This window comes from Microbacterium sp. M, from assembly GCF_045181065.1.
GTDB lineage: Bacteria > Actinomycetota > Actinomycetes > Actinomycetales > Microbacteriaceae > Microbacterium.
The window spans coordinates 45,815-65,887 of sequence record NZ_CP173721.1; the positions used below are offsets into that span (position 1 = coordinate 45,815).

Annotated in this window: 19 protein-coding genes and 1 tRNA gene; 8 read left to right on the forward strand and 12 right to left on the reverse strand. The window is 69.5% G+C overall.

What is annotated here, in order from left to right:
* Window positions 1-30: 30 nt before the first annotated feature.
* The 6 genes from ACI7YT_RS00225 to ACI7YT_RS00250 are packed head-to-tail and all read right to left on the reverse strand — an operon-like array spanning window position 31 to window position 7,206.
* On the reverse strand, window positions 31-1,794 hold the full coding sequence (locus ACI7YT_RS00225; protein WP_406248086.1) for a serine/threonine-protein kinase: 1,764 nt from the start codon (window positions 1,792-1,794) through the stop codon (window positions 31-33).
* Complete coding sequence (locus tag ACI7YT_RS00230) at window positions 1,791-3,248, reverse strand: peptidoglycan D,D-transpeptidase FtsI family protein (protein WP_406248087.1); 1,458 nt, start codon at window positions 3,246-3,248, stop codon at window positions 1,791-1,793. The genes ACI7YT_RS00225 and ACI7YT_RS00230 overlap by 4 nt, the downstream gene beginning before the upstream one ends.
* Window positions 3,248-4,633, reverse strand: coding sequence for an FtsW/RodA/SpoVE family cell cycle protein (locus tag ACI7YT_RS00235; protein ID WP_406248089.1), 1,386 nt, complete (start codon window positions 4,631-4,633; stop codon window positions 3,248-3,250). Before ACI7YT_RS00235 ends, ACI7YT_RS00230 begins: the two co-directional genes overlap by 1 nt.
* Window positions 4,630-5,937: a PP2C family protein-serine/threonine phosphatase gene (locus ACI7YT_RS00240; protein WP_406248090.1), complete on the reverse strand. Its 1,308-nt coding sequence runs from the start codon at window positions 5,935-5,937 to the stop codon at window positions 4,630-4,632. Before ACI7YT_RS00240 ends, ACI7YT_RS00235 begins: the two co-directional genes overlap by 4 nt.
* Window positions 5,938-5,944: 7 nt before the next feature.
* A complete protein-coding gene (locus ACI7YT_RS00245) occupies window positions 5,945-6,493 on the reverse strand; it encodes an FHA domain-containing protein (RefSeq protein WP_406248092.1) in 549 nt (182 codons plus the stop codon).
* A complete protein-coding gene (locus tag ACI7YT_RS00250) occupies window positions 6,490-7,206 on the reverse strand; it encodes an FhaA domain-containing protein (protein ID WP_406248094.1) in 717 nt (238 codons plus the stop codon). The genes ACI7YT_RS00245 and ACI7YT_RS00250 overlap by 4 nt, the downstream gene beginning before the upstream one ends.
* A 192-nt stretch (window positions 7,207-7,398) precedes the next feature.
* On the opposite strand from ACI7YT_RS00250, the gene ACI7YT_RS00255 reads away from it, so the two are divergent.
* Window positions 7,399-7,485: transfer RNA gene (locus tag ACI7YT_RS00255), tRNA-Leu, on the forward strand.
* 92 nt (window positions 7,486-7,577) lie between these two features.
* Here the strand turns inward: ACI7YT_RS00255 and ACI7YT_RS00260 are convergent.
* From ACI7YT_RS00260 to ACI7YT_RS00270, 3 genes are all read right to left on the reverse strand, one after another.
* Window positions 7,578-8,438 carry a F510_1955 family glycosylhydrolase gene (locus ACI7YT_RS00260; protein WP_406248096.1) on the reverse strand — a complete coding sequence of 287 codons (861 nt, stop codon included), beginning with the start codon at window positions 8,436-8,438 and terminating at the stop codon, window positions 7,578-7,580.
* A complete protein-coding gene (locus ACI7YT_RS00265; RefSeq protein WP_406248097.1) occupies window positions 8,435-9,016 on the reverse strand; it encodes a DUF305 domain-containing protein in 582 nt (193 codons plus the stop codon). Before ACI7YT_RS00265 ends, ACI7YT_RS00260 begins: the two co-directional genes overlap by 4 nt.
* Before the next feature lie 92 nt (window positions 9,017-9,108).
* On the reverse strand, window positions 9,109-9,516 hold the full coding sequence (locus ACI7YT_RS00270; protein ID WP_406248099.1) for a DUF6153 family protein: 408 nt from the start codon (window positions 9,514-9,516) through the stop codon (window positions 9,109-9,111).
* 138 nt (window positions 9,517-9,654) lie between these two features.
* Here ACI7YT_RS00270 and ACI7YT_RS00275 point away from each other — a divergent pair, with 138 nt between their 5' ends.
* The 6 genes from ACI7YT_RS00275 (at window position 9,655) to ACI7YT_RS00300 (ending at window position 16,352) form a co-directional block, all read left to right on the forward strand.
* Window positions 9,655-9,864: a heavy-metal-associated domain-containing protein gene (locus tag ACI7YT_RS00275; protein WP_406248101.1), complete on the forward strand. Its 210-nt coding sequence runs from the start codon at window positions 9,655-9,657 to the stop codon at window positions 9,862-9,864.
* The gene (locus ACI7YT_RS00280) at window positions 9,864-10,820 is read left to right on the forward strand and encodes a heavy-metal-associated domain-containing protein (protein WP_406248102.1); all 957 of its coding nucleotides are present in this window, start codon (window positions 9,864-9,866) and stop codon (window positions 10,818-10,820) included. The genes ACI7YT_RS00275 and ACI7YT_RS00280 overlap by 1 nt, the downstream gene beginning before the upstream one ends.
* Before the next feature lie 32 nt (window positions 10,821-10,852).
* Window positions 10,853-13,111 carry a heavy metal translocating P-type ATPase gene (locus tag ACI7YT_RS00285; protein ID WP_406248104.1) on the forward strand — a complete coding sequence of 753 codons (2,259 nt, stop codon included), beginning with the start codon at window positions 10,853-10,855 and terminating at the stop codon, window positions 13,109-13,111.
* 49 nt (window positions 13,112-13,160) lie between these two features.
* Window positions 13,161-13,418 carry a YHS domain-containing protein gene (locus ACI7YT_RS00290; protein ID WP_406248105.1) on the forward strand — a complete coding sequence of 86 codons (258 nt, stop codon included), beginning with the start codon at window positions 13,161-13,163 and terminating at the stop codon, window positions 13,416-13,418.
* Between the two features lie 80 nt (window positions 13,419-13,498).
* Complete coding sequence (locus ACI7YT_RS00295; protein WP_406248107.1) at window positions 13,499-15,562, forward strand: heavy metal translocating P-type ATPase; 2,064 nt, start codon at window positions 13,499-13,501, stop codon at window positions 15,560-15,562.
* A 64-nt stretch (window positions 15,563-15,626) separates the two neighbouring features.
* Window positions 15,627-16,352, forward strand: coding sequence for a VIT family protein (locus ACI7YT_RS00300; RefSeq protein ID WP_406248109.1), 726 nt, complete (start codon window positions 15,627-15,629; stop codon window positions 16,350-16,352).
* Window positions 16,353-16,471: 119 nt separating this feature from the next.
* On the opposite strand, the gene ACI7YT_RS00305 is transcribed toward ACI7YT_RS00300, so the two are convergent.
* On the reverse strand, window positions 16,472-17,074 hold the full coding sequence (locus ACI7YT_RS00305) for a response regulator (protein WP_406248111.1): 603 nt from the start codon (window positions 17,072-17,074) through the stop codon (window positions 16,472-16,474).
* Window positions 17,071-18,249 (reverse strand): sensor histidine kinase, encoded by a 1,179-nt coding sequence (locus tag ACI7YT_RS00310; protein ID WP_406248113.1) that lies wholly within the window; start codon window positions 18,247-18,249, stop codon window positions 17,071-17,073. Before ACI7YT_RS00310 ends, ACI7YT_RS00305 begins: the two co-directional genes overlap by 4 nt.
* A gap of 157 nt (window positions 18,250-18,406) precedes the next feature.
* Between ACI7YT_RS00310 and ACI7YT_RS00315 the strand changes: the two genes are divergently transcribed.
* Complete coding sequence (locus ACI7YT_RS00315) at window positions 18,407-18,970, forward strand: small multidrug efflux protein (protein ID WP_406248115.1); 564 nt, start codon at window positions 18,407-18,409, stop codon at window positions 18,968-18,970.
* Here the strand turns inward: ACI7YT_RS00315 and ACI7YT_RS00320 are convergent, their stop codons facing one another.
* Window positions 18,971-20,050, reverse strand: a complete 1,080-nt coding sequence (locus ACI7YT_RS00320) for a YbdK family carboxylate-amine ligase (RefSeq protein ID WP_406248117.1) — start codon at window positions 20,048-20,050, stop codon at window positions 18,971-18,973.
* Window positions 20,051-20,073: the final 23 nt, after the last annotated feature.

Below are 20,073 nucleotides of genomic sequence, written 5' to 3' on the forward strand. Positions count from 1 at the left end.
GCGTTGACGACGGCTGACTGCCTACTAAGGCTACCCTTCAGCGTCGGCGCCCGCGTCTGCCTCGCCGCCGGCGTCCGCGCCGCCCTCGTCCTGCCCGTTGCCGGGCGCCGGGGTGGGCGGAGCCTGGATCTGCTCCGTCATCTGCGGGGATGCTCCGGAGGCGCGGTCCGCACCGCAGAAGGCCTGGTACGTCGCCGTGACGTTCTGACCGGCGGTGTCGGCGCCGATCGTGATCTCGGCGCTGCGCTCGGCCGGCGTGAAGCTGCGGGTCGTGGTGCCGTCGGCGAACGTCGCGTTCGTGATAGTGACCTCGTAGGCGCTCAGCGCGGGGACGCCGGACGGGCACGTGTAGTTCGTCCAGTTCAGCGTGACCTTCTCTCCGGCGATGGCATCGCCGGAGAGCGTCGGAGCCGACTCCGGCGGGTTGACCGCGACGACGTCGGCGAACAGCGTGAGGGTGAGGGGCGTGCCGGGGTCGACCATGCCGGTGGGCTCGACGCTCTGCACGGTTCCGACCTGCTCGGGCGAGGCGGCAGGCGTGTTGCCGGTGACGCAGCTGGCGTCGAGCTCAGCGGCCTGCGCGGCCTGGACGGCCGCGTCGCACGTCATGCCCACCAGACCCAGTTCGCCGACGTTGACCCGCGGGTCCTCGGTGGGCGGCGGAGTCGTGGGCGGCGGCGTCTGGGTCGGCGAGGACGGCGGCGGCGTCGTGGGCTGATCCTCCGGGTCGCCGGACAGCAGCGCCCAAATGGTGCCTCCGACGGCGAGCAGCAGGATCACGATGAGCGCGATCAGCGGCCATGTCCACGGGCTGCGCTTCTTCTTCTTCTCTTCGACCGCATCATCGGTCTCGAGGGCTGCGGTCGTCGTGAGGATGCGGGTGGCGTCGTCGCCCGCGGAGTCCATCATGCGCGTCGCATCGTCGGCGATGCCGCCGGTGGCGATGGCAGGAACGGCGATCGCGGCGGAGTTCAGGTCTCCGCGCCGCAGCGCCTGCGCGGCACGCGCGACGGTCGCCGCCGAGCTCGGTCGGTCGGCCGGCTTCTTGGCGATCATCGCCATGACGAGGTTCTGCACCGGGATCGGCACGGTCGGCGGCAGCGGGGGCGCCTGCTCGTTGATCTGCGCCATCGCGATCGCGACCTGCGACTCGCCCGTGAACGGGCGCTTGCCCGCCAGGGACTCGTACGCCACGATGCCGAGCGAGTAGATGTCGGTGGCCGGGGATGCCGGGTGACCGGACGCCTGCTCGGGCGACAGGTACTGCACGGTGCCCATCACCTGGCCGGTGGCCGTCAGCGGCACCTGGTCGGCGATGCGGGCGATGCCGAAGTCGGTGATCTTGACGCGACCGTCGGGCGTGATCAGCAGGTTTCCCGGCTTGATGTCGCGGTGCACGAGGCCGGCGGCGTGCGCCGCCTGCAGCGCAGCGGCCGTCTGCGCGACGATGTCGAGCGTCTTGTCGGCGCTGAGCGCGCCGTCGCGCTCGAGGACAGTGGAGAGCGCCTCACCGGGCACCAGCTCCATGACGAGATAGGCGCTGCCGTTCTCCTCGCCGTAGTCGAACACGCTGGCGATGCCCTCGTGGTTGACGAGTGCGGCGTGGCGGGCCTCGGCGCGGAAGCGCTCGAGGAACCCGGGATCGCCCATGTACTCGTCCTTGAGGATCTTGATGGCGACCGTACGCCCGATCACGTGATCGGTGGCCTCCCAGACCTCGCCCATGCCGCCGATCGCGATTCGCGACAGAAGCTCGTACCGTCCACCGAACGACACACCCTGCGTCGGCCTCATTTGTTCAGCACCGCCTCAATGATCTTCTTCGCAATCGGAGCGGCAATCGAATTGCCGGATCCGGACTGACCCTTACCACCGCCGTCTTCGACGACGACTGCCACCGCCACCTGCGGATCATCCGCTGGGGCGAAACCTGTGAACCACAATGTGTACGGCTCTGTGTCGCCGTTCTCGGCTGTACCCGTCTTACCGGCGACATCGACCCCGTCTATTCTCGCATTAGACGCGGCACCGGAAGCGACACTCGCGACCATGGCGTCGGTCACGGACTGCGCGACGGACTCATCGACGGCTCGGCCGAACTCGGTGTTCTCATACGCCGTCTGGACGGACAGGTCGTCGCCGATCACGGCGTCCACCATCCGCGGGTTCATCACGACGCCGTTGTTGGCGAGTCCCGCCGACACCATCGCCATCTGCAGCGGCGTCGCGCGGACGTCGCCCTGGCCGAATCCGGTGAGCGCGACCTTGTCGTCACTGAGGCCGTGGGGGTACGTGGACGCCGTCGACGGCGTCGGAGTGTCGAACGACATGTCGAACCCGTACGCCTCGGCGGTCTCGCGCATCGCATCCTCGCCGACCGCGACCGCGAGCTGCGCCATCGGGATGTTGCAGCTGAGCCGGATCGCATCCGCGATTGAGACGGTCTCACCGGGGCCGCACGTTCCGCCGCCGGAGTTCGCGATCTGCTGGTTCGTGCCGGGGAGCGTGTACCTGGCGGGGTTCGGCAGTGTCGACTCGGGGGTCCAGTCGCCCGTCGAGAACGCGGCCGAGGCGGTGACGAGCTTGAAAGTCGACCCCGGTGGGTTGAGGCTGCCGGCGATGGCCCGGTTGTAGAGCGGGTTGTCCGCCGCGGCCTCGAGCTGTTCGTACGTGGAGTTCACCGCGGCGACGTCGTGCGAGGCGAGCTGATTGGTGTCGTAGCTGGGCGAGGAGGCGAGGGCGAGGACGCGTCCCGTGGACGGCTCGATCGCGACGACGGCCCCCTGCAGCCCGTTCAGCGCTTCGTAGGCGACGCGCTGCACCTCGGCATCCAACGACAGCTCCACGCTGAAGCCGGTCTGCGGCTGGCCGGAGACGATGCGCTCGATCTCGGAGAAGAACGCGCCGGCGCCGGTACCGGACAGCTCGGCGTTCATGGCCCGCTCGAGGCCGGTGGCGGAGCGCAGCGCCGGGTTGAAGTAGCCGGTGACGGGCGCCCACATCGCGGCATCCGTGTAGACCCGCTGGAACGCGTAGGTGTCGTCGGTCGGCGTCGAGTACGCGATGGGCGCGCCGGAGGCGATGATCGACCCGCGCTGGATCTCGTAGCTGTCGAGCAGCGTGCGTCTGTTGTTCGAGTTCTGGGCGAGGGCGTCGGCCTCGACGACCTGGATCCAGCTGGTCGCGATGAACAGCGACAGGAACATGGCCAGCATGATGATGCTGAGGCGACGGAGTTCCTTGGTCATCAGCCGATCACCACCCTCGGTTGGCGGCGCACGCCGTCGGAGATGCGCAGCAGCAGCGCGACGATCAGCCAGTTGGCGACGAGCGACGAGCCGCCGGCGGCGAGGAACGGGGTCGTGAGACCGGTCAGCGGGATCAATCGCGTGACGCCGCCGACCATGATGAACACCTGCAGGGCGATCGTGAACGACAGGCCGGTCGCGAGCAGCTTGCCGAAGTCGTCCTGGCCGGCCATGCCGATGCGGATGCCGCGGCTGATGAACACCATGTAGAGGCTGAGGATCGCGAAGATGCCCACGAGCCCGAGCTCCTCGCCGAGGCTCGGGATGATGTAGTCGCTGTGCGCGAGCGGTGTGACCTGCGGACGGCCCATCCCGAGGCCGGTGCCGATGAGCCCGCCATGGGCGAGGCCGAAGATGCCCTGCTGGATCTGGAACCCGGCGCCCTGGGGGTCGACCACGCTCGGGTCGAACGCGTAGAGCCAGTTCGTGAAGCGGCCCCGCACGTAGCTGAGGATCTGCGTGGCGAGGAAGACGCCGACCGCGACGAGGCCGAGGCCGATGACGACCCAGCTCGTCTTTCCGGTGGCGACGTAGAGCATGGCGATGAACATGCCGAAGATCAGCACACCGGTGCCGAGGTCGCGCTGGAAGACGATGATGCCCAGCGAGATGAGCCAGACGACGATGACCGGGCCCAGCTCACGGGCGCGCGGCCACGTGATCCCGAGGAAGCGGGTGCCGACCGAGGTCAGGCTCTCTCGCGTGCGGACGAGGTATCCGGCGAAGAAGATCGCCAGGCACAGCTTCGCGAGCTCGCCGGGCTGGAACGAGATGAACCCGCCGAGGGACACCCAGACGTCGGCGTTGGCGTCGGTGACCCGCAGGCCCGGGACGAACGGCAGCAGCAGCAGGATGATTCCGGCGAGGCCGAACAGGTAGGTGTAGCGGAACAGCACCCGATAGTTGCGCAGCGCGATGACCAGAGCGATCGCGAGGGCGATCGAGATGGCGGTCCACGCCAGCTGCTTCGAGGAGTAGGCGTTCCAGCCGGTGAGGTTCCTGGCGAGGTCGATGCGGTAGATCATCGCGATGCCGAGGCCGGTGAGCAGCGTGGCGATCGGGACGACGAACGGGTCGGCGTCACTGGCGACGATCCGCAGCACGATGTGCAGCGCGAACACCAGCACGGCCAGGCCGCCGCCGATGAGCAGGATCATCGGGTCGAATGCGCCCAGCGCCCCGAGCTGCACCAGGGTGAGGGCGCCGCCGCTGAGCGCACACGCGAACAGCAGCAGCCAGAACTCCCGGTTGCGCTGCGTCTGCGGCAGGCGCATCTTCTTGAGAGCCTTGATGACCGCGGTGTCGGCGGCGACGTCGGTGCTCACGGTGTCCCCCCATCCGTGGTGGGGGCAGGAGTGGGCGTCGGGGTGGCGGTCTGCCGAGCCTCGTCGGCCTTGACGGCATCCGCGCCGGCCTGCAGGCGCTCGACGATGGCCTCGGCATCCGAGAGGGATCGGGCGTTGATCGTGCGCTCGACGGACGCCCGCTGATACGGCGGCAGGTCGGCGAGGAGGATGTCGGTGTCCTCGATGGCCGTCGACAGGACGATCGGGCCGATGTTCTGCTGCACGCCCTGGAAGATCACGACGCTGTCCTCGTCGGCGCCGACGAAGTAGCGCGTCTGGGTCCAGTTGTAGGCGAGGAAGCCGGCGCCCACGAGCGCCAGTATGGCGACGAGCAGGGCGCTGATCCAGCCGGCGCGCCGGCGCTTCGCGCGGCGCTTGTCCTCTTCGATGAGCTCTTCGAGGTAGTCGGCGGCCGGTTCGAAGTGCGTCGGCTCGTTGGCCGCCTGCCGCACGGGGTGCAGCCAGCTGCTGCGGCCGGCGCGGGCAGCCGGGACCAGGATGCCGGACGGGTTGGATGCCGAGCCGACGATGGTCGCGGTGCCGGAGGAGAGCGGATGCTGTCCGCCGACGTCGACCAGCACGATCGTGACGTTGTCGGGGGCGCCGCCGTCCAGCGCCTGCTTGAGCAGGGTGTCTGCGGTGCGCCCCGGGGCGAGGCCCTGGCGCATGACCTTGGCGACGTGCAACTCGTCGACCACGCCGGAGAGGCCGTCGGAGCACAGCAGCCAGCGGTCGCCCGGCAGGGTGGGCATGACGAACATGTCCAGCTCGGGGTCGTTGTCCATGTCGCTGAGCACGCGCATGAGCACCGAGCGCCGGGGGTGGTAGCGCGCCTCCTCCGGCGTGATGCGGCCGGAGTCGACGAGGCGCTGGACGAACGTGTGGTCCGCGGTGATCTGGGTGAGTTCGTCGTCGCGGAAGAGATAGATGCGCGAATCGCCGATGTGGCCGATGACGGCGTACTCGTCGACCATGATGATCGCGCTGACGGTCGTGCCGAGGCCGGCGAGCTCCGGCCGGTCCTTGGCGGCGCGGATCAGGTCGCCTGCTGCGGTCGTCGCGGCCGCCTGGAGCGAAGCCTGCGCGTCGTCGGTCGTCGCGTACGTGGTGTCCAGGGGCGCGAGGCGCTGGATCGCGATGCTCGAGGCGACGTCGCCGCCGGCGTGGCCGCCCATGCCGTCGGCGACGGCGAACAGGTTCGCTCCGGCGAAACCGGAGTCCTGGTTGTTGGAGCGGACCTTCCCGGTGTGGGAGATCGCGGCGCTCGAGCCCTCGAAGACCATGCCGCGCTCAGGCTCGCAGTTCGAAGGTCGTGGCGCCCACCTTGACCGGGATGCCGATGCCGATCACGGCCGGGCCGCTGGAGAGTCGCTTGCCGTCGAGATACGTGCCGTTCGTGGAGTCGAGGTCCTGGATGGTCCAGGTGCCGCCGCGCAGCATCAGGCGCGCGTGGTGACTGGACGTGTAGTCGTCGCGGATGACGAGACCGGATTCGCTGGATCGTCCGATCGTCATCGGTTCGCTGCCGAGCGGGATCTCCATGCCGGCCTTCGGGCCCGACGTGATCACGAGGCGACCGGCGCTGGTGGCGGTCGCCGGGGCACCAGGCTTGACCGCGGATGCTTTGGCGGGGACGCCGGATGCCGGGGTGGTCGCGGGGGTCGAGGCCGCCGCGGGTGCCGGTGCAGGTGCGGCGGCCGCTTCGGCGGGGAGCTTGCGCGCGCGCACTCCGAACAGATCGGAGCGCAGCGAGTAGACGACGCCGAAGACGAAGAACCACAGCAGGATAAGGAATCCGATGCGCAGCAGGAGGAGGACGAGTTCGCTGGGAGTGCTCATGGACTCACCCCGAACGCGCGCGTCGCGTCGTCGTCCCGGCGCTGCGGCGAGGTCACGGGGACGATCCGGAACACCAGATCGGTGCGCCCGATCGTGATGGTGGTGTCGGATTCCAGGCGCGCTTCGCGGACCTTCTGTCCGTTGACCTTGGTGCCGTTGGTCGAACCGAGGTCGCGCATCATGGCGCGCTCGCCGTCCCAGAGGATCTCGGCATGGCGGCGGCTCGACCCGGCATCCGCAATGGTGATGTCGGCGTCGCTGCCGCGCCCGATGACCGTGCGCGAGCGGGCGATCGAGTGGCGGCGCCCGTCGACGTCGACGACGGCCTGCCAGGTGACGCGGCCTTCGACGGTCGAGGAGTTGACCCGGACGGTGCCGGTGGCGACCTTCTCGTCCGCCTCGAGGGCGATGGAGAGCGGGCCGGCGAAGCTGTAGCCCTGGGTCTTGCCGTGCTTGGTGACCAGCGCCAGCAGTTCGTCGATGAGGGGACGGCCGACCGAATGCATCCGCTCGGTGTCGTCGGGGCTGAGGCGCACGAGGTAGTTGTTGGGGGCGATGATGCGATCGCGGCTGACGATCGCGGCCTTGGTGTCGGCCTCGCGCCGCAGGGCGGAGGCGATCTCCACCGGCTGGATGCCGCTGCGGAAGGTCTTCGCGAAGGCGCTGTTCACAGCGCGCTCGAGACCCTTCTCAAAGCTGTCAAGTAGTCCCACGGGGCTCCTCTGGCATGCCGACTGGTACGGCCATCGTAGTCAGGTGTCCTGAGTGAACGCCTTCCGGCCGCGCGTTTGCGGTGATGTGGTGGTGGCGCGTCGCGCGAGCCGGGCGTCGGCTGCCGCCGGTTTCACCGACCGTCAGAACGCGTGATATCCTCGGGAAGTTGAGTTCTTCGGAACGAGACGCTCGCGCGAGTGGCGGAATAGGTAGACGCGCTGGCTTCAGGTGCCAGTGTTCGCAAGGACGTGGGGGTTCAAGTCCCCCCTCGCGCACCACATGGTGTTGTTGTGTTTTAGCCGCACATCGTCGAGGAAACTGGCCCGGTTCCGTTTTGGAAACCGGGCCAGTTCTGTTTCCGGCCGCCGACTCAGCCGGCTGTCGCGACGACGGGACTGAGGAGAACCTTCGTCCCCCGCTCCGTGACCTCGACGACGCCGCGATCGTCGACCACCAGGTAGCGGTCGCCATCCACCGCGAAGGCCTGCGCAGCACCCTCGGTGCGTTCGACGCGCTCCCACGCTCCGGCGGTGCGTTCCACCCAGATCGTCCCGTCGGTTCCGACGCCCGCCAACGCACCCTCCGGGTGCGCGTCGATGGCGTACAGGACGGGCGCATCCGGGACGGCCTCGAAGGTCGAACCTCCGTCGACGCTCGACAGCAGCCCGTCTTCTGTGGCGGCGAACAGCGCTGCATCGGTCGCGACCAGGTCGACGGCGTCCGGGAGACCCCCTCGCGCCCACTGGCTTCCTTCGTCCGCACCGACCAGGAGACCGGTACCGTCCGACGGGATACCGAACACCCAGCCGTCCGGTGCGGCAGCGAGCGCATGGAAGTCCGTTCGATCACTCAGAGCGACCGCCTGCCAGGTCTCACCCGTGTCGTCGCTGTGGATCAGGCCGAGATTCGGTGCGCCCCAATCCGCCGAGCCGGCATCACCGGGATGCCCTGACGCGTACAGCGCGTCGCCGACGACGGCGAAGCCCATGGCGTCGAACACGTGTCCGCCGAGCGGCCCTTCGAGGTCGCCGGCGGGCGTGAGCTCGAAGATCCCGTTGTGGGATGCGATCAGCAGGGTGTCGTCGCCCGGGGACGGAGCGATGGCGTGGACGTGCTCGAGCCGCGGAGCCTCCGTTTCGGACGTCACCGCGGTCGTGCACCCGCCGAGCACCAAGACCGAGCCGGCGAAAACGGCAGACAGGGCCCCACGCCGTACGAGCCGACCGGTCATGACAGCTCGTCGATCAGGCTCCGCATGGTCGCGATCTCCGCTGCCTGATCGTCGATCACGCGGCGAGCGAGCTCGAGCACATCCGGGTCCTGCCCGGCATCGAGGACGTCCTCCGCCATCTGCACGGCTCCTTCGTGGTGCACGATCATCTGCTCGAGGAAGAGCAGCCCGGCGGTCTCGGCATCCGCCGCTTCGAGCGCGGCCATGTCGTCGTCGCTCATCATTCCGTCTCCGGATGAACCGTGATCCATGCCGCCCATGGCGTCCTCTTCGAGACCCCAGTCGTCGAGCCAGCCGCGCATGGTCTCGATCTCGGGTCCCTGAGCGTCTTTGATCTGCTGAGCGAGAGCAGCGATTCGGGGGTCGATGACGTCCTTCGAGAGAGCGACCTCCGACATCGTGATCGCCTGACGATGATGGGGGATCATCATCGTCACGAACATCTCGTCGGCCGCGTTGGCCGACGGCTGCGCAGACGGTGCGGAATCGTCCTGCGGGGGCGTTGCGTCAGCGCAGCCGCTGAGGGCGAGCGAGAGCCCGAGCACACCAGTGCTCAGAGCGAGGGGCATTTTCTTCATGATGGTTCCTTCGAATCTGTCGAGTGAGGGGTCGGTACGACAGCGCCGTGCGGGCACGACGCTGCGCCGGCGGTGATGCCGGAACCGAGTGCTCAGGTGCGACTGATCGACAGGACGATGAGGGAGGGCGGGTGCGGTCGCGCGCTCCGCGATCGCCAGCGCGCGGTCACCGAAGCGAGCTGCAAGGTCGGGGTGAGGCGATGCCGAAGGGTCGGCGCGATCACGAGCAGCAGACCGAACAGGAGCGCGAGCACGCAGGCGGTCTGCATCTCGTCGTGGCCGGCCGGCGCCGTGAGGCACGTCCCGTCGCAGTCCGCCGCATTCTCCGTGGACGCAGTGCCGCTCAGGTGCTCGACTGAATGCGTCGTGTGAGCAGCGGAGACCGCGGAATGCCCTCCGGGGGCGGCGGTGAACGTATGCATCCCGAGCAGTCCCGCGATGAGGAGTGCGGTCGCGATCGCGAACGGTATGAGCCGTCGCAACGACGTCGAACCACGCATCCGCAACCTCCTCGGCAGACACGCTAGCAGCCGTTTCGATGAACCCCAACGGATTGACGGGAATACCCCCCATGGGTATAGGGTTGGATCAATCACATACCCCTCCTGGGTACTCTGAACGAGACGAGAGGAAGCGCCATGAGCACCACCGAATACCAGGTCACCGGAATGACGTGCGGCCACTGCGAGATGTCCGTCCGCGGCGAGGTCGGGCAGGTCGCCGGCGTCACCGGCATCCAGGTCAGCGCCTCCGACGGCAAGCTGGTCGTCACGAGCGACGCCCCCGTGGACGACGCGGCCATCATCGCCGCCGTCGACGAGGCCGGATACGCAGCGGTGCGCGCCTGATGAACACCGCAGGCCGCCTGGGTCTCTACGGCGCCGGCCTCGTGGTCGCGTTCGGCGCCGCCTACGTGGCCGCCGGCGCGATCGTGCCCGACAGCACGGTCGCCGCGTGGAGCCAGGCGAGCCATGCGGACGACACCGGCCACGCAGCCGAGCAGCAGGAACCCGCAGACACAGAACAGAAGGAACAGGAGGTGACCGGCGTGACGATCTCGGCATCCGGATTCACCCTCGCCCCCATCGCCGCCCCGGCGGCCGCAGGCGCCGACGGCGAGCTCGCGTTCCGCATCCTCACCGCCGACGGCGAGCCCGTCACGGCCTACGACACGGTCCACGGCAAGCAGCTGCACCTCATCGTGGTCCGAAACGACGGGACGGAGTACCGTCACGTGCACCCCGAGCTGGATGCCGCGACCGGCGTCTGGTCGCTGCCTTGGACCTGGGATGCCGCAGGCACCTACCGGGTCTACACCGACTTCGTCTCCGACGGCACTGCCGTGACGCTGTCGCGCACCGTGGACGTCGCGGGCACTTTCACGCCGAGTCCGGCGAACGAGGTCATCACGACCGCATCCGTCGACGGCTTCGACGTCGCGATCTCCGGTGATCTGGTCGCCGGAGCCGACAGCGCACTCACGGTCGAGGTCACTCGAAACGGAGAACCCGTCACGACGCTCGAACCGTACCTGGGCGCGTTCGGGCACCTCGTCGCCCTCCGCGACGGAGACCTCGCCTACCTGCACGTCCACGCCCACGGCGACGAGCCGCAGGCCGGCGACACCGCGGGCCCCACGGTCGACTTCACCGCCGGCGTCCCGTCCGCCGGCCGCTACCTGCTCTACCTGGACTTCCAGGTCGACGGGCAGGTCCGCACCGCACAGTTCGTCCTGGATGCCGCGGCATCCGGCACCGCGTCCGACCACGGGTCAGATGGCGACGACGAACACGGCGGACACTGACACTCATCCGATTCAGCCCTGAGGAGCCACACATGAGCGACACGACGAGCGACGTCGCCAGCGTCGAGCTGGAGATCGGCGGCATGACGTGCGCCTCCTGCGCCATGCGCATCGAGAAGAAGCTCAACCGGCTCGACGGCGTGACGGCCACCGTGAATTACGCGACCGAGAAGGCCAAGGTGACGGCCCCGGCCGGCTTCGACACCGCGCTGCTCATCGCCGAGGTCGAGAAGACCGGATACACCGCCGAGCTCCCCGCCCCGCCTGTCGACACCGGCAGCGCCGAGGGCGAGGACGCTCCGGATGCCGAGCTGACCGGGCTGCGCAACCGCCTGATCGTGTCGGCCGTGCTGACGGTGCCCGTCATCGCGATGGCGATGATCCCCGCGCTGCAGTTCCCCTACTGGCAGTGGCTGTCGCTCACGCTCGCCGCTCCGGTCATCGTGTGGGGCGCCTGGCCGTTCCACCGCGCCGCCTGGATGAACCTCCGCCACGGTGCCGCCACGATGGACACGCTCATCTCGATGGGCACGATCGCGGCGTTCGCGTGGTCGCTGTACGCGCTGTTCTTCGGAACCGCCGGCGTCCCCGGCATGACCCACGCATTCGAGCTGACCGTCGCCCCCAGCGACGGCGCCGCGAACATCTATCTCGAGGTCGGCGCCGGAGTGACGACGTTCATCCTCGCCGGTCGCTACTTCGAGAAGCGTTCGAAGCGCCAGGCCGGAGCGGCGCTGCGCGCCCTGCTCGAACTCGGCGCGAAGGACGTCGCCGTGCTGCGGGGCGGCGTCGAGATCCGCATCCCGATCACGGACCTGACCGTGGGCGATGAATTCATCGTGCGCCCTGGCGAGAAGATCGCCACCGACGGCGTGGTCGTCTCCGGAACCTCCGCGGTCGACGCCTCGATGCTGACCGGCGAATCCGTCCCGGTCGAGGTCGGCGAGGGAGATGCCGTCACCGGCGCGACCGTGAACGCCGGCGGCCGCCTCGTCGTCCGCACCACCCGCGTCGGCGCGGACACCCAGCTCGCGCAGATGGCCAAGCTCGTCGAGGACGCGCAGTCCGGCAAGGCCGACGTGCAGCGTCTCGCCGACAAGGTGTCCGGAATCTTCGTGCCCATCGTCATCGCGATCGCCATCGTGACGCTCGGCGCATGGCTGGGCGCAGGATTCCCGGCATCCGCCGCCTTCACCGCCGCCGTCGCAGTCCTCATCATCGCGTGCCCGTGCGCGCTCGGCCTCGCCACTCCGACCGCCCTGCTGGTCGGAACGGGACGCGGCGCGCAGATGGGCATCCTCATCAAGGGCCCCGAGGTGCTCGAATCGACCCGCAACGTCGACACGATCGTGCTCGACAAGACCGGCACGGTCACGACGGGGCGCATGACGCTCATCGGCGTGCACACCGCGGACGGCGTCGATCCCGCCGACCTGCTGCGGCTCGCCGGCGCCCTCGAGGATGCCTCGGAGCACCCCATCGCGCAGGCCATCGCCAAGGCGGCCACCCAGGAGTTCGGCACGCTTCCCGTGCCGGAGGGCTTCACGAACATCGAGGGCAAGGGCGTGCAGGGCATCGTCGACGGACACGCCGTGCTCGTCGGGCGCGAATCCCTGCTGGCCGATTGGGCGCAGCCCCTCCCTGCCGATCTCGCCGCTGCGAAGAGCGAGGCCGAGCGGCAGGGCCGCACCGCGATCGCCGTCGGCTGGGATGGTCTGGCCCGCGGCATCCTCGTGGTGTCGGATGCCGTGAAGCCGACGAGTGCTCAGGCGATCGCCCAGCTGAAGGCCCTCGGTCTCACGCCGATCCTGCTCACCGGGGACAACCGCGCCGCCGCCGAGCAGATCGCGGCCGAGGTCGGCATCGACACGGTGATCGCCGAAGTGCTGCCGGCCGACAAGGTCGACGTCGTCACCCGGCTGCAGGCCGAGGGGAAGGTCGTCGCGATGGTCGGCGATGGCGTCAACGACGCCGCCGCCCTCGCGCAGGCCGACCTGGGGCTCGCGATGGGCACCGGCACGGACGTCGCGATCGAGGCCAGTGACATCACGCTGGTCCGCGGCGATCTGCGCAGTGCGGCGGACGCGATCCGGCTGTCGCGCCGCACGCTCGGCACGATCAAGGGCAACCTGTTCTGGGCCTTCGCGTACAACGTCGCGGCGATCCCGCTCGCGGCGCTCGGCCTGCTCAATCCCATGCTCGCGGGAGCCGCCATGGCGTTCTCCAGCGTGTTCGTCGTCGGCAACAGCCTGCGCCTGCGGTCCTTCCGCAGCCAGGCGACGGATGCCTGACTCGCCGGCGATCATCATCGCCGGACTCCATCATCGAGAGGAACACCCCATGTCCGAGACATCAGCCGGATCCTGCTGCAGCGTCGGAGGAAGCGCCGGAGTCGACGCGGCAGGCCGCAAAGACCTGCTCGCTTCGAACACCGCTGACGTCGCCGAATGCGTCGTCATGGGCGGTTCGGTCGCCAAGGCGGATGCCGAGGCGGCCGGTCTGTACCGGGACTACGAGGGCGAGCGGTACTACTTCTGCTGTGCAGGGTGCGCGCCCAAGTTCGACGCCGACCCCGCGAAATACGTCACGGCGGCGTGACCTGAGACGATCGTGCGGGACTCCTCGGAGCCCGCACGATCTCGCCGTCGGAGGATCACGAGAGCCGGAAAGGATGCATCATGCAGAACGCGCACGATCATGAAGGCCACGGCGAGCATGCGGAGCACGGTGCTCCAGGCGGGCATGCGGGGCACTCCGGGCACGCGGATCACGTCGGCCAGTTCCGTCGGCTGTTCTGGATCATGCTCGTCCTCGCTGTCCCGACCGTCGCGCTCTCCGGAATGTTCGCGATGATCCTGGGGTACTCGCTCCCCGACATCCCCGGCCTGACGTGGGTGTCGCCGATCCTCGGCACCGTGATGTACGTGTGGGGCGGCCGCCCGTTCCTCACCGGTGCCGTGAGCGAACTCCGCGCCCGCCAGCCGGGCATGATGCTCCTGATCGGCCTCGCGATCACCGTGGCGTTCATCGCCTCCTGGGGCGCGACCCTCGGCATCCTGCATCACGAGCTCGACTTCTGGTGGGAGCTCGCCCTGCTGATCGTCATCATGCTCCTGGGGCACTGGATCGAGATGCGCTCGCTGGCGCAGACGACCTCGGCGCTGGACTCGCTCGCGGCGCTCCTTCCCGATGAGGCCGAGCGCGTCGAGGGCGGTGAGGTCGTGGCGGTCTCCCCGACCGATCTCGTCGTCGGCGATGTCGTCGTGGTGCGTCCGGGCGGGAGCATCCCCGCCGACGGCCGCATCGTCGACGGCCGCGCCGCGATGGACGAGTCGATGATCACGGGCGAGTCCCGCACCGTGACCCGCGGTATCGGCGACGACGTGACCGCCGGCACGGTGGCCACCGACTCCGGTCTGCGCGTCGAGGTGACGGCGACGGGCGAGGACACGGCGCTCGCCGGCATCCGGCGTCTGGTGACCGAAGCGCAGAACTCGTCCTCGCGCGCACAGCGCCTGGCCGACACCGCGGCCGGCTGGCTGTTCTGGTTCGCGCTGGGCGCCGGCATCCTCACGGCCCTGGTCTGGACGCTCGTCGGGATGCCGGACGAAGCCGTGATCCGCACGATCACGGTCCTCGTGATCGCCTGCCCGCATGCGCTCGGTCTCGCCATCCCGCTGGTCGTGTCGATCGCGACGGAGCGGGCCGCACGCGGCGGAGTGCTCGTGAAGGACCGCCTCGCGCTGGAGAGCATGCGCACGGTCGACACCGTCCTGTTCGACAAGACCGGAACGCTCACCAAGGGGGAGCCCGTCGTGAGCGAGATCTCGGTCGTCGACGGTCAGGACGCGGACGAAGTGCTGGCGCTGGCCGCCGCCGCGGAGGCCGACAGCGAGCACCCGCTCGCGAGGGCGATCGTCCGCAGCGCAGCCGAGCGCGGACTCGCCGTTCCCGAAAGCCGCGACTTCGCCTCCTCCCCCGCCGTCGGCGTGACCGCGACGGTCTCCGGGTCGACAGTTCGAGTCGGCGGCCCCCACCTGCTCACCGAGGAAGGGGCCCGAGAGCTCGCGGTCGCGGACGCCTGGCGCAACGACGGCGCGATCATCCTGCACGTCCTGCGCGACGGCGCCGTCGTCGGCGCCCTCAAGCTCGCCGATGAGGTCCGCCCCGAATCGCGGGATGCGATCGACGCACTGCACGCGCTCGGGGTCCAGGTCGTCATGATCACGGGGGATGCCGAGGCCGTCGCCCGCTCGGTCGCCGACGAGCTCGGGGTCGACCGGTTCTTCGCCGGCGTGCGCCCGGAGGACAAGGCCGCGACCGTGCAGGGGCTGCAGCGCGAGGGCCGCAAGGTCGCGATGGTCGGCGACGGGGTGAACGACGCCCCGGCGCTGGCGCAGGCCGACGTCGGACTCGCGATCGGCGCCGGAACGGATGTCGCGATCGCCTCGGCCGGAGTGATCCTCGCCAGCGACGATCCGCGGTCCGTGCTGTCGGTCATCGAGCTGTCGCGCGCCGCCTACCGCAAGATGAAGCAGAACCTGTGGTGGGCAGCCGGGTACAACCTGCTGTCGGTTCCCCTCGCCGCCGGCGTGCTCGCGCCGATCGGTTTCGTGCTGCCGATGTCGGTGGGCGCGATCCTGATGTCGCTGTCGACGATCGTCGTGGCGCTGAACGCGCAACTGCTGCGTCGCCTGGATCTTCGACCCGAGGCATCCACCAGGGCGATCCTGGACCGCTGATCGCGCTGGTGCTCGAAATCGGACCGGGAGTGCGACACAATCGGGCGGGACGGACGGAGGGCGGATGAGCACGGACCAGGTCCCCGGTGCCCACGCGGACGAACCGCACGAGCAGGGCCTCTCCCAGCGGCTGAACTGGCTGCGCGCCGGCGTGCTCGGCGCCAACGACGGCATCGTCTCGACGGCTGCGGTCGTGGTCGGCGTCGCCGGCGCCACTGCCGAGGTCGCGCCGGTGTTCATCGCCGGAGCGGCGGCCCTCGTCGGAGGCGCGATCTCGATGGCGCTCGGCGAGTACGTGTCGGTCTCGAGCCAGCGGGACTCCGAGCGCGCGCTGATCGCGAAGGAGAAGCGCGAGCTGGCGGAGGATCCGGATGCCGAGTTCACCGAGCTGGTCGGACTCTATGAGGCCAAGGGCCTCCGACGCGAGACGGCCACGCAGGTCGCGGAAGAGCTCACCGCGCACGATCCGCTCGCCGCCCACCTCTCGGCCGAGCTCAACATCGACGCGGATGACGTCGTCAGCCCGTGGCATGCGGCCTTCGCCTCGGCGATCGCGTTCTTTCTCGGGGCACTGCTGCCGATGGCGACGATCCTGCTCGCACCGCACCCGCTGCGAATCGGCCTGACCTTCGTCACGGTCCTGATCGCGCTCGCCGTCACCGGCTACGTGGCAGCCTGGATCGGCGGCGCGAACCGCGGAAGGGCCGTCGTCCGCACGATGATCGGCGGAGCACTGGCGCTCGCCGCGACCTACCTCGTCGGAAGCCTGTTCGGCACGACGGTGCTGTGACGCGGCCATGTCGGCCCACGGGACGGATGTCGGGACGATGCCCGGATGTCAGGGGATCGGCGGGCTTCTGCGCTGACACCCGGGCATCGTCCCTGCATCCGTCCCCGGATCGGGCCGAATCAGATCCAGCCGCGCTCCTCGGCCAGGAGGACCGCCTGCTGACGCGTGGCGACGTGGAGCTTGCCGAGCACGGTCGACACATGATTGCGCACGGTGCCAGGGGCGAGCGACAGCGCTCGCGCGATCTGACCGGTCGTCTCGCCGCGGCGGCCGGCGCGCAGGACGTCGAGCTCGCGGTCCGTGAGCGGAGAGCGCTCATCGCTGAGTGCGTCGGCGGCCACCTCGGGGTCGACGTAGCGCGCGCCGGCGGCGACGCGCCGGATCACCTCGGCCACCTCATCCGCGCCGCGCGACTTCGGCAGGAAGCCCGAGACGCCTGAGGCCAGCGCTCGCCGCAGCACACCGGGTCGCGCGTGGCGGGTCACGACGATGCATCGGGTCGCGACCAGGCGGCTCAGGCGCTCGGCGACCTCGACCCCGTCGAGGCCGGGCATCTCCAGATCGAGCAGGCAGATGTCGGGGGTGAGGCGGACGGCTTCGTCCACGGCTTCGAGTCCGTTCGCGCACTCCGCCACGACCTCGATGTCGTCCTCGAGGTTCAGCAGAGCGGCGATCGCCGATCGGATCATCGCCTCGTCATCGGCCACGAGCACGCGGATCATCGGGTCGCCTCCGGTACGGTCACGACGACGGTGAACTCGGATCGTCCTCGATCGACATCCACGGTCCCGCCGACCTCGGCGGCACGCCGTGCGATCCCGTCCAGCCCGGAGCCGTCGCCGCTCTCGACCGTCGAGGCGGCGGCGTCGTTCGAGATCTCGTACCGCCACGCGTCGCCGATACGCGTGAGCGACAGCCGGGCCCACGACCCGCCGCCGTGACGCAGGACGTTCGTGGTCGTCTCACGGATCACCGGACCCAGGACGGATGCCGGGGCGGCGTCGGCTGCGGCATCCACCGACGATTCAGCCGACGTGCCGGCAGCGCGCAGCAGGTCCACGGCGTTCGCGATCTCGTCGCGCAGCGGGACGGAACGGAACTGCAGCGCGAGGTCGCGCGTACCCTGCCTCGCCTCGTCGACGCTGGTTCGCGCGAGTCGGATCTGCTCCAGCGCGGCATCGGAATCCTTCGCCATCAGGCGCTCGGCGAGTTCGAGCTGCAGGGCGATGACCTGCAGATGATGCCCCTGCAGGTCGTGCACGTCGGTCGCGACCCGCAGCCGCTCCTGCGTGGCGCCGAGGCGCGATTCGGCGGCACGGGCGCGGTCGAGCGTGATGAGCACGTCCCACCACCAGAGTGAGGTGACCGACATCGCCGGGAGCAGGATCGCGAAGACGGCGAGCGTCCACCAGGTGGACTGGCCGACCGCGTCCAAGGTCGTGGTGCGCTGATCGACGATCCACAATCCGATCAGCGCCACCGTCGCCGCGACCACGAGACGCAGTCGCACGCCGCGCGGCCAGTTCAGCAGCACCAATGGTTGCAGGACGGCGACCCCGGCTGCGATCCACATCCCGGTGGTCAGTCCCGCACCCACAGCGTAGATCGCTGCGATGGCGAGCGGGACGAGGATGCGCTGCCGCATTCCGATGCCCGCCGTGTCGTCCCGGTGGCGGTACTGGAACAGCAGCGCCAGCGTCGCACCCCACCATGCGATGCCGCCCAGCGTCACGATGAGAACGCCGCCCAGGCCGGTACTCGGCCGTGAAAGGGCAGCCAGGGTGAGCAGGAAGACGACGAGCAGCTCGAAGCCGATGACGGCGGATGCCGTGTACCACCACGTCGCGGTGATCCCCCGTGCGAGTCGTCGCGCACTCGTGGCGGTTCCGGCATCCATGCCGTCCACATTACGGCCATGACAGTTGTCACCCCTGGGCCGTGAGAGACGCAGGGGAAGTGATGACGCACCGGCACTTATCCGAATCGGCCGGCCGCGATGGACTGATGTCATGCCGAGCGGAACCGCCGCTGCGGCCCCCACACAGGAGCAGAGCATGAACCTCATCGAAACCTTCCAGGACCTCGTGGCCCAGGTGCCCGAGTTCATCCAGCCGCTCATCGTCGCGGCGGCCGGGGCAGTCCCGTTCATCGAGGGCGAGGGTGCCGCAGCGATCGGCATCATCGGCGGCATCCCACCGGTGGTGGCGGCGATCGCGGCCATCCTCGGAAACTTCATCTGCGTCGCGGTCCTGGTGTTCCTCAGTGCCGGAGCGCGCAACGCCGTCGTGAGCAGGCACCACGCGAAGGTGCAGGCCCGCGAAGCCGTCGCGGTGAGCTCCGGGGGCCCGGCGGCACCCGTGCTCATCGAGGGCGAAGCGGACGAGAGCGAGCGCAAGGCGGCACGGCGCGCCAAGCTGCAGCGTGCGCTCGAGCGCTACGGCGTCCCCGGGGTCAGCCTGCTCGGCCCCCTGCTGCTGCCCACCCAGTTCACGGCGACCATGCTCGCCGCCGCCGGCATCGGCAGGGCGCGCATCCTCATCTGGCAGGGCATCGCGATCATCGGCTGGACGACCCTGGTCACCCTGATCATCACCGGCGCGATCTACGCCGTCGCCTGATCACGCCGCGTGCGACGAGTGCCCGGTCCTCCCGCCCAGCAGGGCGGCGAGGCCGGGCACTCCGCCTGCGCGCAGGGCGGCGAGCTGCCGGTCGGCGCCGGTGCCGTCGGCGCGCAGGAAAGCCATCCTGTCCAGGACGAACTCGTCGTCGCCGGCCTCTTCCAGGTGCGGCTGGAGGAGAAGAAGAAGATCCTGGATCAGCATGCGGGCGCTGGACGATTCCCCGGTGACCGGGTCGATGAGGGCCGCATTCAGTCCCTCTCGGGCGGCCATCCACAGCGTCGCGTCGATGAGATCGGTGTCGAGAGGAAGGACGGCGAGATCCTCGGCGACCAGGATCGCACGCACCAGCGCGGCCAGCAGCAGGGCGTCGTCCGGGTCGAGCTGGGTGTCGAACACCCGGACCTCGACCGTCGGGAATCGATCCGACAGTCGCGCCGCCCACGCAAGGGATGCCGCGTCCGGCGACGCGCGCAGACGCATGAGCTGATCGAGGTGGCGTCGGTAATGCGCGTGATCGCGGAACATCGGCGGGCAGCCCATGGTCGGCAGCCGCCGCATCATGACGGTCCGCCAGCTGCGGAACCCGGTGATCCGGGAATGCCAGAACGGCGAATTGCCGGCGAGCGTCAGGAGGACGGGGAGCCACGGGCGCAAGCGGTTCAGGGCCCGCACTCGCGCTTCCGGATCCTCGATCTCGACATGCACGTGGCAGCCACACACGTGATGGCCACCGGCGATGTCGGCCAGCCAGCGAGCGACTTCCCGGTAGCGGGTCGACGGTGACACGTGCGCGTCGCCGGTGCCGAACGGCGTGCTGACCGCACCGAGGACGCAGTCCTCTCCTGCGGCGAACTCGGCAGCCGCCATGCGCGCAGCGGTGAGCTGCGCACGAGCCTCATCGACCGTGCGCAACGGCGACGTGGCGTACTCCAGCTGGCAGGTGAGGAACTCGCTGGTGAAGGCGCCGGGGTGTCCGGCATCCGTCAGAACGCGCTTCGCGCGCAGCGCCGACGCCGTGGGGGCGAGAGAGTCGGGGTCGAGGAAGAAGTACTCCTCCTCGACCCCGAAGCGGGTCATGACAGCATCCCTGGTCGTCCGGG

Bases quoted from the DNA above. Each gene is read 5' to 3' on its own strand.
- ACI7YT_RS00225 (WP_406248086.1), bottom strand. From the start codon at position 1,794: ATGAGGCCGACGCAGGGTGTGTCGTTCGGTGGACGGTACGAGCTTCTG.
- ACI7YT_RS00230 (WP_406248087.1), bottom strand. From the start codon at position 3,248: ATGACCAAGGAACTCCGTCGCCTCAGCATCATCATGCTGGCCATGTTC.
- ACI7YT_RS00240 (WP_406248090.1), bottom strand. From the start codon at position 5,937: ATGGTCTTCGAGGGCTCGAGCGCCGCGATCTCCCACACCGGGAAGGTC.
- ACI7YT_RS00245 (WP_406248092.1), bottom strand. From the start codon at position 6,493: ATGAGCACTCCCAGCGAACTCGTCCTCCTCCTGCTGCGCATCGGATTC.
- ACI7YT_RS00260 (WP_406248096.1), bottom strand. From the start codon at position 8,438: ATGACCGGTCGGCTCGTACGGCGTGGGGCCCTGTCTGCCGTTTTCGCC.
- ACI7YT_RS00265 (WP_406248097.1), bottom strand. From the start codon at position 9,016: ATGAAGAAAATGCCCCTCGCTCTGAGCACTGGTGTGCTCGGGCTCTCG.
- ACI7YT_RS00270 (WP_406248099.1), bottom strand. From the start codon at position 9,516: ATGCGTGGTTCGACGTCGTTGCGACGGCTCATACCGTTCGCGATCGCG.
- ACI7YT_RS00275 (WP_406248101.1), top strand. From the start codon at position 9,655: ATGAGCACCACCGAATACCAGGTCACCGGAATGACGTGCGGCCACTGC.
- ACI7YT_RS00280 (WP_406248102.1), top strand. From the start codon at position 9,864: ATGAACACCGCAGGCCGCCTGGGTCTCTACGGCGCCGGCCTCGTGGTC.
- ACI7YT_RS00285 (WP_406248104.1), top strand. From the start codon at position 10,853: ATGAGCGACACGACGAGCGACGTCGCCAGCGTCGAGCTGGAGATCGGC.
- ACI7YT_RS00290 (WP_406248105.1), top strand. From the start codon at position 13,161: ATGTCCGAGACATCAGCCGGATCCTGCTGCAGCGTCGGAGGAAGCGCC.
- ACI7YT_RS00295 (WP_406248107.1), top strand. From the start codon at position 13,499: ATGCAGAACGCGCACGATCATGAAGGCCACGGCGAGCATGCGGAGCAC.
- ACI7YT_RS00300 (WP_406248109.1), top strand. From the start codon at position 15,627: ATGAGCACGGACCAGGTCCCCGGTGCCCACGCGGACGAACCGCACGAG.
- ACI7YT_RS00305 (WP_406248111.1), bottom strand. From the start codon at position 17,074: ATGATCCGCGTGCTCGTGGCCGATGACGAGGCGATGATCCGATCGGCG.
- ACI7YT_RS00310 (WP_406248113.1), bottom strand. From the start codon at position 18,249: ATGGATGCCGGAACCGCCACGAGTGCGCGACGACTCGCACGGGGGATC.
- ACI7YT_RS00315 (WP_406248115.1), top strand. From the start codon at position 18,407: ATGAACCTCATCGAAACCTTCCAGGACCTCGTGGCCCAGGTGCCCGAG.
- ACI7YT_RS00320 (WP_406248117.1), bottom strand. From the start codon at position 20,050: ATGACCCGCTTCGGGGTCGAGGAGGAGTACTTCTTCCTCGACCCCGAC.